Annotated in this window: 14 protein-coding genes; 3 read left to right on the top strand and 11 right to left on the bottom strand. The window is 71.0% G+C overall.

The window, feature by feature from the left end:
- Positions 1-83 precede the first annotated feature (83 nt).
- The gene (locus OG520_RS31620; RefSeq protein ID WP_406016616.1) at positions 84-980 is read left to right on the top strand and encodes a DUF4231 domain-containing protein; all 897 of its coding nucleotides are present in this window, start codon (positions 84-86) and stop codon (positions 978-980) included.
- 64 nt (positions 981-1,044) lie between these two features.
- Here the strand turns inward: OG520_RS31620 and OG520_RS31615 are convergent, their stop codons facing one another.
- The 10 genes from OG520_RS31615 to OG520_RS31570 form a co-directional block, all read right to left on the bottom strand.
- Entirely contained in the window at positions 1,045-1,524 is a 480-nt protein-coding gene (locus OG520_RS31615; protein WP_406015399.1) for a hypothetical protein, read from the bottom strand.
- Between the two features lie 211 nt (positions 1,525-1,735).
- Positions 1,736-2,635 (bottom strand): S1 family peptidase, encoded by a 900-nt coding sequence (locus OG520_RS31610; protein WP_406015398.1) that lies wholly within the window; start codon positions 2,633-2,635, stop codon positions 1,736-1,738.
- 254 nt (positions 2,636-2,889) lie between these two features.
- Positions 2,890-3,705, bottom strand: coding sequence for a DUF1684 domain-containing protein (locus tag OG520_RS31605; RefSeq protein ID WP_406015397.1), 816 nt, complete (start codon positions 3,703-3,705; stop codon positions 2,890-2,892).
- 4 nt (positions 3,706-3,709) lie between these two features.
- A complete protein-coding gene (locus OG520_RS31600) occupies positions 3,710-4,990 on the bottom strand; it encodes an NtaA/DmoA family FMN-dependent monooxygenase (RefSeq protein WP_406016615.1) in 1,281 nt (426 codons plus the stop codon).
- A gap of 17 nt (positions 4,991-5,007) precedes the next feature.
- Positions 5,008-6,075 carry an LLM class flavin-dependent oxidoreductase gene (locus tag OG520_RS31595; protein ID WP_266421352.1) on the bottom strand — a complete coding sequence of 356 codons (1,068 nt, stop codon included), beginning with the start codon at positions 6,073-6,075 and terminating at the stop codon, positions 5,008-5,010.
- 12 nt (positions 6,076-6,087) lie between these two features.
- Positions 6,088-7,101: an ABC transporter substrate-binding protein gene (locus tag OG520_RS31590; protein ID WP_406015396.1), complete on the bottom strand. Its 1,014-nt coding sequence runs from the start codon at positions 7,099-7,101 to the stop codon at positions 6,088-6,090.
- Positions 7,102-7,133: 32 nt separating this feature from the next.
- Positions 7,134-7,886, bottom strand: a complete 753-nt coding sequence (locus tag OG520_RS31585) for an amino acid ABC transporter ATP-binding protein (protein ID WP_406016614.1) — start codon at positions 7,884-7,886, stop codon at positions 7,134-7,136.
- Positions 7,887-7,924: 38 nt separating this feature from the next.
- Positions 7,925-8,824: an amino acid ABC transporter permease gene (locus OG520_RS31580; RefSeq protein ID WP_406015395.1), complete on the bottom strand. Its 900-nt coding sequence runs from the start codon at positions 8,822-8,824 to the stop codon at positions 7,925-7,927.
- Positions 8,825-8,898: 74 nt separating this feature from the next.
- Positions 8,899-10,743, bottom strand: a complete 1,845-nt coding sequence (locus OG520_RS31575; protein WP_406015394.1) for an FAD/NAD(P)-binding protein — start codon at positions 10,741-10,743, stop codon at positions 8,899-8,901.
- Positions 10,740-11,606 carry an amino acid ABC transporter permease gene (locus OG520_RS31570; RefSeq protein ID WP_406015393.1) on the bottom strand — a complete coding sequence of 289 codons (867 nt, stop codon included), beginning with the start codon at positions 11,604-11,606 and terminating at the stop codon, positions 10,740-10,742. The genes OG520_RS31575 and OG520_RS31570 overlap by 4 nt, the downstream gene beginning before the upstream one ends.
- A 463-nt stretch (positions 11,607-12,069) precedes the next feature.
- On the opposite strand from OG520_RS31570, the gene OG520_RS31565 reads away from it, so the two are divergent.
- Complete coding sequence (locus OG520_RS31565) at positions 12,070-13,014, top strand: ABC transporter substrate-binding protein (protein WP_399330260.1); 945 nt, start codon at positions 12,070-12,072, stop codon at positions 13,012-13,014.
- Positions 13,015-13,112: 98 nt separating this feature from the next.
- On the opposite strand, the gene OG520_RS31560 is transcribed toward OG520_RS31565, so the two are convergent.
- Positions 13,113-14,348: a DUF5685 family protein gene (locus OG520_RS31560; protein WP_406016613.1), complete on the bottom strand. Its 1,236-nt coding sequence runs from the start codon at positions 14,346-14,348 to the stop codon at positions 13,113-13,115.
- Positions 14,349-14,656: 308 nt separating this feature from the next.
- Between OG520_RS31560 and OG520_RS31555 the strand changes: the two genes are divergently transcribed.
- Positions 14,657-15,094, top strand: a complete 438-nt coding sequence (locus OG520_RS31555; protein WP_266421337.1) for a cell division protein SepF — start codon at positions 14,657-14,659, stop codon at positions 15,092-15,094.
- Positions 15,095-15,105 lie beyond the last annotated feature (11 nt).

The following is a 15,105-nucleotide window of genomic DNA, read 5'->3' as shown; positions in this document are numbered from 1 at the left end:
GCCCCATCCAAGTCACCGAACGAGCATGCCTATAACCGCAGACGGGAGTGAACATGACGGCGCTTCCAGGGCCGCTCCAGAGCATGGTCTTCAGGAACGCCGATCTTCCGGCGCTCTTTCACCACACGGACGGGATAGCCGTCGCGAGGCAGCGGGAGGCGGTGAACACCACCCGCATTCAACTGATTCTCCTGGTCACCGGGGCCGTACCGGCCGCACTCCCCTGGCACGTCGAGGTCGCCGACACGTTCCAACTCACCGATGCGGTCGGCGTGTTGGCCTACCTGGGTGTCCTGATCACGACGTACCTCTCCGCCCGGCGCAAAGCAAAGTCGCATTGGCAACTCAACCGCTCGGCGGCGGAGTTCATCAAGTCGATGTGCTGGCGCTACTCGGTGCACGGATCACCGTTCGACACCAGTACCCATCATCCGGAGGCGGTGTTCGCCAATCGCCTCGAAGAGGGCCTTCAGGAACTCCGCAAAGTGGGGTGGGCCGACCCCCGCGACCTGACGGCGGATTCGGGCGGGCTGATCACCGGCTCGATGCGCGAGTTGCGGGAGAAGGCGTTCACCGTACGCAAGGAGACGTATGTACGGGACCGGCTGATAGAGCAGAGAAGTTGGTACCGCAGGCGCCAGGAGGTCTCCCGGCGGGCCACCCTGGTCTGGTCGACCACCATTGCCGCACTGACCGCGCTCGCCCTGGTGTTCGCCGTGCTGAGGACGTTCTCCGTCACCCAGTCCTTCGCCCTGACGGGGGTGCTGTCGGCAGCGGCGGCCGCCTGTCTGGCGTGGAGCGAGATGCGCCGGCACCACCCGCTGATCTCGGCCCACTCGCTGGTGGAGCAGGACCTGGAGGCGATGCAGGTGGCGATGGAGACCACGCTGACCGAGCGTCAGTGGCCGGGGGCGGTGTTCGAGACCGAGCGCATCGTCTCCCCGCAGCACACCGACTGGCTGGCCCGGCACCAGATGTGAGCCACCGCCCGGCGGCGGGCCGCCCGCGACCGGGGTCGCGCACGGCCCCTGGCGCGGCGGGCAGTCAGGTGCGCTCCACGCCCTCGCGCCAGATCACCGTGACCGGGCGGCCCAGGCTCCGGGCGTACGTCACGATGTCGCCCGTGCCGCCGAGGCCGCGGGCCGGCCGGCCGTCCCACACCGCGAGCAGCCGGTCGCAGTGGTCGGCGATGTACGCGCCCGCCGCGTAGTACGCCTCGTCGGTGGAGTGCGGGTAACCCAGCCGGACCTCCCGGGCCGCCCGGCCCTTGAGGGCCCGGTAGCGGGCGAGTTCGGCCGCGTCGGCGAAGCAGGATTCGTAGTCGCCGCTCGGGATGACCACGGTCAGGTCCGCGCCGCGGGCCAGGGCGAGGTCGGCGAAGAGCTGGTCCGCTCCCACCGCCAGGCTGGAGAGGGCCTCCAAGGAGCCTTCCAGGCCGCCGAGCGCCGCCCGTAACCCTGCGAGCACATGGGCGTGGGCCTCCTGCGGGATGGTGCGATGACCGGTCACTCCGATGCGTTTCACGGACCTGGAACCCCCTGAGGTGTCTACCGGGGGTTCCGGAGGGGAATCCCTCCGGTTGGCACAGAACCCGCCCCCGTTGCTCCTGCGTGACCGACCTGCCCCACATCCTCTCAAAAGCCGCGGGGTGAGCGGGAGCCCCCGCCCGCGATTCGGACGGGGGCTCTGGCTCGGTCGGCCGCTTGTTCGGGGCGGACCGGGGGGTGCCGGTGCGTCAGTAGACGCTGACCCCGTACGCGCTGAGCGCCTCGGTGACCGGCTGGAAGTACGTGGTGCCACCGGAGGAGCAGTCGCCGCTGCCGCCGGAGGTGAGACCGATCGCGTTGGAGCCGGAGTAGAGCGGGCCGCCGGAGTCGCCGGGCTCCGCGCAGACGTTGGTCTTGATCATGCCGTAGACGATGTCGCCGTTGCCGTAGTTGACCGTGGCGTTGAGGCCCGTGACGGAGCCGCTGTGGGTGCCGGTGGTGGAGCCGCGGCGGGTGACGGACATGCCGACCGTGGCATTGGCCGCGCCGGTGATGTCGACGCTGCCGACGGTGCCCTCGTGGGAGACCGAGGCGTTGTCGTACCGGACCAGGCCGTAGTCGTTGGTCGGGAAGCTGGAGCCGACCGTCGGGCCGATGCTGGTCGAGTTCGACGAGTTGGTGTACCAGGGCGGGTTGCCGTCGGTGCAGTGACCGGCGGTCAGGAAGTAGTAGGTGCTGCCGCTGCGGACGTTGAAGCCGAGGGAACAGCGCCAGCCGGGGGCGTAGATCGCGTCGCCGCCGGAGAGCAGTTTGCTGATCTTCCCCGTGGTGCGCTCGATCTTCAGGGCGCCGGCGTTGGCTCCGGCGGACTGCTTGATCTGCTCGATCTCGGCCTTCGAGACCGTGCGGTCCGCGGTGACCACGAGCTTCTTGGACACCGGGTCGATGTTCCATGCGGTGCCCGCCACATCGGCGCCGAGCACGGCGTCGCTCGCGGCCGAGAGCTGCTGGGCGCTGAAGGTGGTGGTGGTGTCGGCCTGGGCGCTGGGGACGGCCAGTGCGGCGACGGCGACAAGACCCGCGGCGATGGCGACGGTCCTGGTGCGTCTCACGGTGCTGCTGAGGGGGGTGGTGCGCTTGATCCTCACTTTTCATTCCTCCCGAGGGGAAGTCGGGGGTCCGCCTGTGGGGTGGTCGGACCCGTGAGGCGCAGTCGTCGGCACGGCCATGGGCCCGCGATGCGGACATGCCGTGCTCCTGACAAGCGCTGCTCGGGAGTATTCAAGGCGTCAACTTGTGGCGCAAGAGGGCCTGCTGGCCTGAATCTGTCGCACCGCACGGGAACGGCCCAGGCAGCGCATGGGCTGTCTGGGCCGCTGTCCCGACGGAATATGGCGGTGCGTCAGCTGTCGACGCGGTTGCGCTCCCCCGCCTCGACGGCGACGGAAAGGGTGTTGCCTGGCGGCGGGAAGGGGCAGATGAAGTGGTCCGCGAAGGCGCACGGCGGCAGCAGCGCGCGGTTGAGGTCGACCGTCACCCTGCCGTCCTCGTCGGGCGCCGCGGGCCGCAGGAACCGGAAGCGGTAGCTGCTGTTCCCGCTGGTGGCATCGGCGAAGACCGCCCAGAGCGAACCGTCGGGCTCGACCGCGACCTGCAGCGTGTGCTCCGCGCCGTCGACCTCGAAGGCGATCTCACCGGCGAGTCCGAGACCGCGCTCGACCCCGTCGGCGTTCTCGACCCGGACCGTACGGGCGCTGTCGTACGGGCGGAAGGTGCCCGGGAGCGCCCAGCGGGCGTCGTACGGGGTGGCCTCGATGGCCCGGAAGGCGCGCCGCGCCGGGGAGTCCGGGTCGAAGTCCCGTACCGCCCAGAGCCCTTCGCGGCTCAGCACGACCAGCCGCCGCCCGCCCTGCGCGACGCGGGACTCGTCGATCGGGCCGCGGTCGGCGGTGAGCCGGACCTGGCCGGTGAAGGGCTCGCCGTCGACGGTCAGCCCGTCCGCGGCGGACGCGCTGAGCACCAGCTCGTCGCCGTCCTCCCGCCACTGCCCGGGTACCTCGGGGATGCGGCCCTCCGGGTGGTCGGAGAGCCAGTGGGTACCGGTGAGGGAGAGCGGCCCGTAGGGGCCGGCGACCGTGGCGGTGCGCTCCTCGTGCCAGTGCTTCCAGTCCTGTGCCGCCTGCTCGAATCCGTGCGGCTGCGGTGCGTCCGTGCTCATGCGATCAACCTTTCCATACCGGCTCGGCGAGCCCGAGATGCGACCGCAGCGTGGGACCGGTGTATTCGGAGCGGAACACCCCGCGCTCCCGGAGGAGCGGGACGACCCGTTCGACGAAGTCGTCCAGGCCGCCCGGGGTGAGGTGCGGTACGAGGATGAATCCGTCGGCGGCGTCGGCGGCGACGAACTCGGTGAGCTGCTCCGCGACCGTCCGCGGGCTGCCGATGAAGGACTGCCGGCCGGTCGTCTCGATGACGGTCTGCCGGATGGACAGCCCCTTCTCCTCGGACAGCGCTCGCCAGCGCGCCGCGACGGCGAGGGGGTCGCCGTGCTTGACCCGGCCCTGGACCAGCGAGGATTCGGGGTCCGGGTCGATGTCGGGCAGCGGCCCGTCGGGGTCGTACGAGGAGAGGTCACGGCCCCAGATCTGTTCCAGGGCCAGCAGCGCCGTCTGCGGGGAGACCTGTTGGCGGCGGATCTCGGCCGCTCTCTCCTGGGCCTCGGCGTCGCTGTCGCCGAGTACGAAGGTGACCCCGGGCATGATCTTCAGCTCATCGGGTTCCCGGCCGTAATTCACCAGCCGCGCCTTGACGTCGGCGTAGAAGGTGCGGCCCGCCTCCAGCGTGCCGTGCCGGGTGAAGACGACATCGGCGGCCGAAGCGGCGAACTCGCGGCCCTCCGGGGAGTCCCCGGCCTGGATGACGACCGGATGACCCTGCGGGGAGCGCGGGACGGTGAACTCGCCCTCGATGGCGAAGTGCTGCCCCCGGTGCGTGAACGGGCGCGGGGTGCCGTCCGGGGTCCAGGCGTCCCACAGCTCGCGGGCGGTGGCGACGAACTCGGCGGCCCTCGTATAGCGGTGGGCCCGGTCGAGGTAGCCGCCGCGCCGGAAGTTCTCCCCGGTGAAGGCGTCGGAGGAGGTGACGACGTTCCAGGCGGCCCGGCCGTCGCTGAGGTGGTCGAGGGTGGCGAGGCGGCGGGCCAGTTCGTACGGCTCGTTGAAGGTGGCGTTGACGGTGGCGGCGAGGCCGAGCCGGTCGGTGACGGCCGCCAGTGCGGCCAGCACGGTGAGGGACTCGGGACGGCCGACCACGTCCAGATCGTGGATGCGGCCGTTGTGCTCGCGCAGCCGCAGCCCCTCGGCGAGGAAGAAGAAGTCGAACGTGCCGCGTTCCGCGGTGCGGGCGAGGTGTGCGAAGGAGGAGAAGTCGATCTGGCTCCTGGAGCGGGGGTCCGCCCAGACGGTGGTGTTGTTGACGCCCGGGAAGTGGGCGGCGAGATGCATCTGCCGCGTCGCGGTGCTCATGCCCGTCCTCCTTCGAGGGCGTACCGGTTGGCGGGGCGGGCCAGCCCCAGGTGCTCGCGCAGGGTGCCGCCGGGGTAGAAGGTGCGGAACAGGCTGCGGTGCTGGAGCAGGGCCACGGTGCCGTTGACGATCCGTTCGAGGTCGCGCCCGGGGGTGATGGGCGTGAGGTGGAAGCCGTCCGCCGCTCCGCCGCGGTGCCAGCGGGCGATCAGTTCGGCGAGGTCCACCGGACCGCCCCGGTAGTACGAGCCGCCGGCGGCGAGCGGTGGTCCGCTCTCCAGTCCCGGTTCCGGGGCGGTCTCGGCGTCGCCGAGGTCGACCGTGAGCGCGACCAGGACCCGGAGCGTGTCGGGGTCGCGTCCGTGCGCCGCCGCGCGCCGGCGCAGATCGGCACGGGCCGCGGCGGCCTGCTCGGGGGCGGTGGCCCGGACCAGGACGACATCTCCGTGGCGGGCCGCGGTCTCCCGGGCCGGGCCGCTCGTCCCGTCGACGACGGTGACCGGGTGCCCCTGCGGGGGCCGGGGCACGATCGCCGGGCCCCGGACGGAGAAGGAGGCGCCCTCGAAGTCGACGTGGTGCAGCTTGTCGCGGTCGATGAAGCGTCCGGTGGCGACGTCCCTGATCTCGGCGTCGTCCTCCCAGCTGTCCCACAGTCGGGCGCCCACGTCGGCGCTCTCACCGGCCTCGCGCCACAGCTCGTCGGCGGGCGCCGCCGGACGCCGGCCGAAGAGCCGGGCCTCGGCCCCGGTCGTCGACACATCGATGTTCCAGCCCGCCCGGCCGCGGCTCACCCAGTCCAGGGTGGCCACGGCGGACGACACATGGAACGGCTCGGTGTGGGTGGTGGTGACGGTGGGCACCAGGCCGATCCGGCCGGTGGCGGGCGCGACCCGGGAGAGCACGGCGAGCGCGTCGAGTCCGGGTCTGGCGAAGGAGTCGCCGAGCGTGACGAAGTCGAGGGCGCCGTGCTCGGCGAGCCGGGCGAGGCCGATGTAGTGCCCGGGGTCGTAGCGGGGCGGACCGCCGATCTCGGCGGCCAGGTGGAGGGGTGCGGTGGCAGGCATGGGTGATACCTCTCAAGACTCTCGTGGGGCTCTCGCGGCGCTCTCGCGGGCTCGGTTCCCGGGCCTGGGCAGGCCGGGCGGGTTGATCTCGGACCTCGTGACGGCCTCGTCGGTGAGCCCCCAGCGCTTCAGCACCTCGGCGTACGAGCCGTCCCGCACGATGTGGTCGATGGCGGCCGCGTACGCCTCGACCAGGCCGCTGCCCTTCTTCGTGGTGGCGGCGATCTTGCCCTGGAGCCCGTCGCCCGCGCCCGACAGCGTGCCGACGATCTCGGACTGGCCGGCCGATGCGACGTGGTAGTTGGCGGACGGGCCGGGGCCGAGGTAGGCGTCGATCCGGCCGGACCGGAGGGCCAGGTAGTAGTCGCTGTCCTTCTGGAAGTACTCGATGTCGACCGGCTTGCGCCCGGCCCTGACGTTCTCCTCGCTCCAGTCGACGAGGATCTTCTCCTGGTTGGTCCCGGACGAGACGGCGATCGTCCTCCCCGCCACGTCCTTCGGCTCCTTCACCTTCCAGCCGGAGCCCTTCCTGGCCTCGAAGGCGATGTTGTCGAGCCGGTAGGTCGCGAAGTCGTACTTCTCCTTGCGCTCCTCGGTGACCGTGACGTTGGAGAGCACGCCGTCGAACTTGGAGCTGTCCAGGCCGACGAAGAGGTTCTCCCAGGAGACCTGCTCGAACTGCGGTTTCAGGCCGCGCGTGTCGGCGATCAGGGTCGCCAGGTCGATCTCGGAGCCGATCCTGGTCTTGTCGTCGGTGGCGTAGAAGCCGAGCGGTGGCGAGGCGGCGGCGCTCGCGCCCAGCCGCAGGGTGCCCCGCTCGCGGACGGCCTCGGGCACCTTCGCCGCGATGGCGTCGACCTTCCTGCCCCGGATCCGGTGCTGGTCGGGGCCGATGTCGATACCGGTGCCCCGCTGCCCCTTCGGCTTCACCTCGCCGGTCGCGGCGTCACCGGCACCGCAGGCGGTGAGCAGTCCCGCGGCGGTGAGGGTGGCGAGCGCGGCGGAGAGGGTGCGGCGGACGGACACGGGCGTACTCCTCGGAGAGAACACGGCTGGGATCACAGGACCTTGGACAGGAAGGCGCGGGTGCGCTCGTGCTTCGGACGGTCGAGTACGTCGCCGGGGGCGCCCTGCTCGACGATCCGTCCCTCGTCCATGAAGACGACGGTGTCGGCGACCTCGCGGGCGAAGCCGATCTCGTGCGTGACGACGATCATGGTGGTGCCCTGGAGCGCCAGATCCTTGATGACGTCGAGGACTTCACCGACCAGCTCGGGGTCGAGCGCCGAGGTCGGCTCGTCGAAGAGCAGCAGCTTCGGTTCGAGGGCCAGCGCACGGGCGATGGCGACCCGCTGCTGCTGCCCGCCGGACAGCTGCTTGGGGTAGGCCCCCGCCTTGTCGGCGAGCCCCACCCGGGCGAGCAGCTTCTCCGCGGCGGCGATGGCCTCCTTCTTCGGGCGGCCGAGGGCGGCGACCGGGGCCTCGACGATGTTCTCCACCACGGTGAGGTGCGGGAAGAGGTTGAAGTTCTGGAAGACGAAGCCGATCCGGGTGCGCCGGCGCAGCACCTCGCGCTCGCGGAGCTCGTACAGCTTGTTGCCGTCCCTGCGGTAGCCGACCAGGGTGCCGTCCACGCTGATCCAGCCGTGGTCGACCTTCTCCAGGTGGTTGATGGTGCGCAGGAGCGTGGACTTGCCGGAGCCGGACGGGCCGAGGACGACGGTGACCTCTCCGGCGCGTACGGACAGGTCGATACCGCGCAGCACTTCGAGACTGCCGAAGCTCTTGTGCACGGAGCGGATCTCGACCATGGCGTCCGGGGTCGGGGTGGTGTCTTCGGTGGTGCTGCTCATCGTGCGGCCCCCTTGGCGTAGTGACGTTCGACGTAGTGCTGGAGGACGGAGAGCACGGTGGTCAGGAGGATGTACCAGACCGTCGCGACCATCAGCAGGGGCACGACCCTGCCGTTGCGTCCGTAGACGACCTGGACCTGGTAGAAGAGTTCGCCGATCGCCATCACGGAGACGATCGAGGTGCCCTTGAAGAGCGAGATGATCTCGTTGGCGGCGTTCGGCAGGATGGAGCGCATCGCCTGCGGGAGCACGATCCGCCGCAGCTGCCGGTGCCGGGGAATCCCGAGCGCCGCGGCGGCCTCCAACTGGCCGCCGTCCACCGCGAGTACGCCGCCCCGGACGATCTCCGCCGCGTAGGCGGCCTGGTGCAGCGCGAGCCCGAGTACGGCCGCGCTCATCGCGCCGACCAGGTTCATCGTGTCGAAGGAGAAGAAGCTGGGCCCGAACGGGATGCCGAACTGCAACTCCTTGGAGAGGTAGGCGAGGTTGAACCAGAAGAGCAGCTGGACGATGAGCGGGATGGAGCGGAACGCCCAGATGTACGCGTGGGCGACCGCGCCGAGGAACGGGCTGGCCGACAGCCGCATGAAGGCGAGCACGATGCCCAGCGCGAAGCCGAGGACCGTGCCGTACAAGGTCAGTTGGAGGGTGACCCAGACGGCCTTGAGGATGGTCTCGGCGGTGAAGAACTGGGCGAAGACGTCCCACTCCCAGCCGGGATTGGTGACCAGTCCGTGCAGGAACTGGGCGAGCACGACGGCGGTGGCGGCGACGGCGACCCAGCGCCAGGGGTGGCGCACGGGGACGACGGTGAGCGCGTCGTGGTCGTCGGCGGTGGGCGGGGCGACGCGTGGTCCGGTCGCCCTGTCGATGGGTGGATCGCTGGTGAGGGACATGAGGGGTCCTTGGGCTGCGGTGTACGAGGGCGGGGTGGGGAGCCGTGCGCCGGGAGGGAGGTCCCGGGGCGCGGTCAGCCGTCGCTACGGGCGAGGTCCCGGAGGAACGTGAGCGCCGTACGGGCGGTGGCGTCGTTCTGCCGGAAGGCCGGGCCGCCGGTGCGCGGCCGGGTGAACGCTCCGCCGGCGCGGGCGGTGGTGAACGGGCCGAGCGCGAAGCGGCGCGGGTGCGGCCTGCCGTCGCGGTCCAGGATCCGGCCGCTGTCGGGGGCGACCGAGAGCAGCCCGGTGGCGGTGGCGGCGGCCCCGTCCTCGTACAGCTCCTGGAGCAGCGGGCTGCGGGTGCGCTCCAGCGTGGGGTCGGGCAGCCGGGCCTCGACCAGGGTGCGGGCCGCTATCGGCTGCCCCGGCACGGTGGCGCTGCCGGCCAGGAAGAGGCCCCGCCGCTCATCGGCCTCGACGGTCATTCGGGCGCCGAGGAAGCGGACGACACCGGCCCGGGAGAGCGCGAGGAGCTGGTGCAGCCGGGGTCCGGGCGGGCCGGAGGCGAGATAGCTGAAGAAGCCGTGCCACCAGCCTCCGATGTCGCCGAGCCGGATCAACTGCCCGTAGGCGGACAGCAGTCCGAGGAAAACGGCGAGGTCCGGACTGTGTGCGGGATCGTGGCGGCGTTCCAGGTCTGCGGTGATGTAGCCGCGCAGTCCGTCCTGCAGTGCGTCGTACGAGGGGTAGCGCACCCCGTCCAGGGGGTGGTCGAGCGCTTCGAGGTCGAGCCGGTCCGCGGGGTCGGGGACGGCGGCCGCGACGAGGGCGGCCGGCTCGGGTCCTGCCGGGTCCGCGGCGGCGTACTTCTCCTCGAAGCCGGCCCAGTCGCCCGCCGTGCGCTCGGGGTGGGCGGTGAAGAGCCGGTGGTAGTGGGCATGGCCGAGCTCTTTGTCGATATATGGCCACACATCGCGCCGGAAGTCGACCGGCCGGTCCGTCCTCAGCAGCGCCTCGATCCGGTCCGGGCCGAGGAAGCGCGGCAGCGGCGGCCGTTCGCCCTCCCAGGCATAGCCGATCTTGGAGTGGTACGGGACGCCCCGGCGCGATCCGATGTGGAGCACGGGCTCCCTGCCGGACGGCACGTACTCGCCGTCCTCGTACCGTCCGCCGCGGCCCTCGGTGAGCAGCACCATCAGATCGACGAAGGCGAGCCCGAAGCCCCGTACGATGACCGGCTCACCCGCCGGCACCGCGGTCAGATCGGTGTCGGCGGTAAAGTCCGGCGGCAGGTGGACGAGTCCGTGCCGGTCTGCGAAGTCGGCCAACTCGACCTGTTCCGGATCGGGTTCGGCGTCGAGGTGGCCGATGGTGACGGCGACGGCATCGGCGAGCAGCGGCGTGTCGCGCCCCGCCAGCCAGACGCGCTGCCGGCCTTCGCGCGGCCCGGTGACACGGACGGCGCTGTCCCGGTGCCAGTGGACGGTGACGCCTTCCGGGAGGGCGGCCACGGCCTGCTCGTACACCCAGCGCAGATAGACGCTCTGCAGTCGTCTGCTCGGGAAGTCGCTGCCCTCCAACGTCTTTATCTCGTCGAGGAGTTCGGGTTCCACGCCTGCCCCGTCCGGAAGCGTCGCACGCCCGTCCCGGATGTCCGCCGCCCAGGTGTGCAGCGCCGGCCCCGGACGGACCGGCCCCTCCAGCTGGACGGTGTCGTCGGTGAACATCGTGACGTCCTCGGCCATGGAGTTCATCCAGAGCAGCGGCGACTGGTCGTGACGCCAGATCCGTCCGCCGCCGGGCGGGTACGGGTCGACGAGATGGATGGTCAGCGGGCGGTTCCGGTACAGGTCGGGGGCGTTGGCGGCGATGCGCTCGATCAGGCCGGTGCCGCGCGGTCCGGCGCCTATGACGACGAGCGTCGGCGTCCCGCTCATCGGGCACCCGCCGTGCCGCGCGCGTAGTGCCGCTCGACGTAGTGCTGGCCGATGCCGAGCAGCGAGGTGACCACGGCGTACCACATGGTGGCGACCAGCAGCAGCGGGATGACCTGATAGGTGCGGTGGTAGACGAGCTGCACGGAGTAGAGCAGGTCCTGTACGGCGATGATGCTGACGATCGAGGTGCCCTTGAGGGTGCCGATCAGCATGTTCCCGGCGGGCGGGACGATGGAGCGCATCGCCTGCGGGAGGACGATCCGGCGAAACCGGCGCCAGGGTCCGAGGCCGAGCGACTGGGCGGCCTCGATCTGTCCGCGTTCGACGGAGAGGATGCCGCCGCGGACGACCTCGGCGGCGTAGGCGGCCTCGTGCAGGGTGAGCCCGATGACGGCGACCGTGACGGGGCCGAGGAGGTTCACCGTACGGACGCCGAGGATCTCCGGGTAGAGCGCGCCGATGTTGAACCAGAACAGCAGCTGGACCAGGATCGGGGTGGACCTGAACAGCCAGATGTACCCCCAACTGACCGCCTGTAGCACTCGGTTGGCGGAGAGTCTGAGGACGGCGAGCAGGGTACCGAGGGCGAAGCCGAGCACCATGACCAGTGCCGTGAGCCAGAGGGTGAGGCCGAGGCCGCGCAGGACCGCGGTGGTGGTGAAGTACTCGGCGACGACGTCCCACTGGAAGGCGTCGTTGCGGATGACGGAGTTCAGCGCCAGGGAGAGCAGCGCGAGGACTGCGACGGCCGCCGCCCACTGGCCCGTTCGGCGCACCGGAACGATCCGGAGCCGGTCGTTTCCGTCGCTCTTGCCGAGCGGGGCGGGGGGAGAGTGCGGGAGGGTATCTGTCTGCGCGGACATACGAAGGCTCCGTGGATGCAGAGATCGAACACGGGGCGTGCCTTCAGCCGAAACACAACGTGGACCGGGCCCCTCAGCGCCGGTCCGCTCCCGAGGTAAGCGCTGTTCACCACGCGTTGTCAAGCCTGTCCACACTATGAGCCGTACGTCTCACTTCAGTTGACGGGCCACCGGATGCCTGTTCCACTTGGGCCATGCATTCGCAGCAGTGGCTGGTCAAGCGCTCCCACATCGACTTCGGTCGCGTGTGGTCCTCCTCCTGTTGAGCTGACCCCCTGCGTCTCCCCGCGCCTCTGCCTCGCGCCGTGTCCGGCGCCTGAGCACTTTTCCCTGCGTGCCTTCACACACAACGCCGTTCTCCCCTCCCCTCGCTCCGCCGTCCTTCCTCGCCCCGACCGTGGGGTCGCCGCGTGCTGCCCCGCCGCGTCCGCTCACGGCCGACGACTCTGGAGAGCCACACCTCATGCCCCGAACCCGGCACACCGCTGCCTTCGCGCTGATCACCGTCGCCGCTCTCGCCCTCACCGCGTGCGGGTCCGGCGACCCGGCGTCCGCACCGGCCGGTGCCGCCGGGGACGGGGCCGCCAAGGGAAAGGTGCCGACGACCGATGTGGTCTCGTCGGTGCGCAAGGACGAGGCCGCGGCGAAACTGCTGCCCGCCGACGTCCGCGCCGCCGGGACCCTGACCATCGCCGCCGGCGTCAGCAACCCGCCGGGCGCCACCTATCTCGCGGACGGGAAGACGGTGGCCGGCACGGACATCGACTTCGCGGACGCGGTGGCCAGGAAGCTCGGGCTGAGGTTCACCCGCGAGGTGGCCTCCTTCGAGGCGATCCTGCCGGCGCTGGGCAGCGGAAAGTACGACGTGGGCACCGGGAACTTCGGGGTGACCGAGGAGCGCCGCAGAACCATCGACTTCGTCACGTACATCAATGACGGCCAGGGCTTCGCCGTCCGCGACGACAGCAAGCTGAAGAAGGTCACCGATCTCACCCGGCTCTGCGGCCTGACCGTGGGCACCGGCGCGGGCACCACCTTCGAGGTGACCCTGGAGGAGAACCGGCACCTGTGCACCGACGCGGGCCGCAAGCCGTACGACGTGAAGACGTACAACGACCAGGGCGCCACCTGGGCCTCGCTCCAGCAGGGCCGCAGCGATGTGGTGATGTCCACCATCAACGGGCTGCGGTACGCGGTGGGGCAGCAGGAGGGTGTGCGCTTCCTCAATGAGTTCAAGCGCCTCGACGTCGGCTTCGCCTTCAAGAAGGGCACCCCGCTGGCGCCCGCCTTCCAGGCCGCGGTGAACGGCCTGAAGGCGGACGGCACCTACGACCGGATCCTGAAGAAGTGGGGCATCCGCGCGTCGGCGATCAGGACCTCGCGGATCTCGCCGCCCGAGATCAAGTGATCCGGGCCGGGCGCCCGGCCGTGGAGGCGGGAGCCCGGCCACAGAAGCGGGAGCCCGGCCGCAGAAGCGAGGACCGGCCGCAGAGGCGGGCGCCCGGCTCAGCAGCTGCAGTCGCAGCCGCAGCAGTCGCATGAATCGCAGCAGTCCCCGCAGTTGCTGCAGCAGTCACACGCATCGCAGGCGTCGCCGCAGTCGCACTGATTGCAGAGTCCGTCGCGGCGCTGATGGCTCCACGGGTCGTCGAACGTGCCGCAGCACATCTGGCAGGTGCAGGCCAGTCCCGCCCACACCAGGCAGCCCATGATCAGACCGCGCCGGTCGCGCGGCGGCTCGGGCGGGGGCTGCGGCGGACCCGCCGGGCCGCCGGGGCTCGGTGCGTACGGATTGCCCGGCGGCGGCCCGAAGGCCCCGGTCGGCCGGGTGCCTGACGGGGCGGCAGCTCCGTCCAGGAGCACGCCGCCCGCCTGGTGCGAGCACGCCGTGGTGCCGAAGGCCCGGTCCACCGACTGGCGCAGTTCGTGCGCCAGCAGCACATGGGCCAGCTTGCCGTCGGTGAACTCCGCGTCGCGCAGCGCCAGCCGCACGCCGTGCAGCGCGTCGTCGCACAGCCGTCGCGCCTCGGCGCGCGAGGTGCCGGTCGCGGTGAGCGGGTTCCAGGCACCCGACGCGGCGTCAGCTTCCTGGTCCTCCACGGCGTCCAGCAGATGCGCCAGCCGCCCGAACAGGCGGCCGGCCTCGGCGAGCGGTGCCGCGTTCTGCGGCTTTCCGGCGAGCACCGCGGTGTGGGCGAAGGCGGCCGCGGTGGCGGTCTCGGTGGGTTCGGTGACCGTGAGGAGCGGGGTGCCGGGCCCGGCGATCAGCTCGATGCCGGTCTGCCGGTCGACGGCGTCCACGAGCAGGGCGGTGTCGAAGCCGAGCTGTGCGCCGGTGCGCGCGCCGGCCCGGTCCCAGCCCGCGGCGACCCGGCGTGCGGCGGCGGCCACCGGGCGGCGCCCCAACAGGCCGTCCCTGTCCGCGACGTGGTCCCGGACCTTCGCCGAGGCCAGCACCAGGGAGACGGCGGCGGCCAGCCTGGCTCCCTCGCCGCGGGCGACCGGGGCCGTCCGCATGGCGCGCAGCGGACAGGGCCCCGCGGTGCGCCGCCATCCGGTGGTGCGCTCGGCCTGAGCCTCCGTCAGGACAGAAACAATCAGTCCGTCATAGTTCGTTACGATCCTGGCGAATTGCCCGTGATCGGACCGAAGTGCGAGACAGAGCCCGCAGAGATGGGCCATCCACTCGGTCCTGAGCCCCTCGGACAACCGATGGGTGCAGGGCCTGACTATTCCGAACACGACGATCCCCCGAGAGTCGTTCACCTGTGCGCCGAGCTCGTGCGGCTGCGCGACGTGCATCGTATCGAGCACCCCATTCACCCGTACGTCCCCCATGTCACCCGTACGGCCCGGGGCATCATATTTTCTTTCTTTCAGACTCCCCATGCGGGAGAAACCCTGACGAATCGCCATATCTTCTGCACCAGTACCGTCACGAATCCCCTGCGCGCCGACTATCCACTTGGCGCACGATCCGCATCATGGACGACCATAGGGACACGAAAGAGATGCGGAACGCCACGGAACCGCGGTGAGAGGAGGCATCCATGGGATCGGTGCGCAAGGCGAGTGCCTGGCTGGGCCTCGTGGAGGACAACGACGAGCGGTACTACGACGACGAGTACGCCGAGGGCCCGCAGACCGGGACCGGTCAGGCCTGGGTGACCGACCCCCGGGTGCAGGTCGCGTCGGAGGCCGCCGAGGAGACGGGCCGCCGGATCGCCACCGTCACCCCGGACAGTTTCCGGGACGCGCGGGCCATCGGAGAGCTCTTCCGGGACGGCGTCCCGGTGATCGTCAACCTCACGACCATGGACCCCACGGACGCGAAGCGTGTCGTGGACTTCGCCGCCGGGCTGATCTTCGGACTGCGCGGCTCGATCGAGCGCGTGGCCACCCGGGTCTTCCTGCTGACCCCGGCCGACACCCAGGTGGTCACCGAAGCCGCCGGCCGGCGGACCGACGGCTTCTTCAACCAGAGCTGAGCAGGGCGCTC

The organism is Streptomyces sp. NBC_00984, assembly GCF_045162475.1.
Taxonomy (GTDB): Bacteria; Actinomycetota; Actinomycetes; order Streptomycetales; family Streptomycetaceae; genus Streptomyces.
Note: the sequence above shows the minus strand (reverse complement) of the source record. Positions and strands in the feature narration are given on the sequence as shown.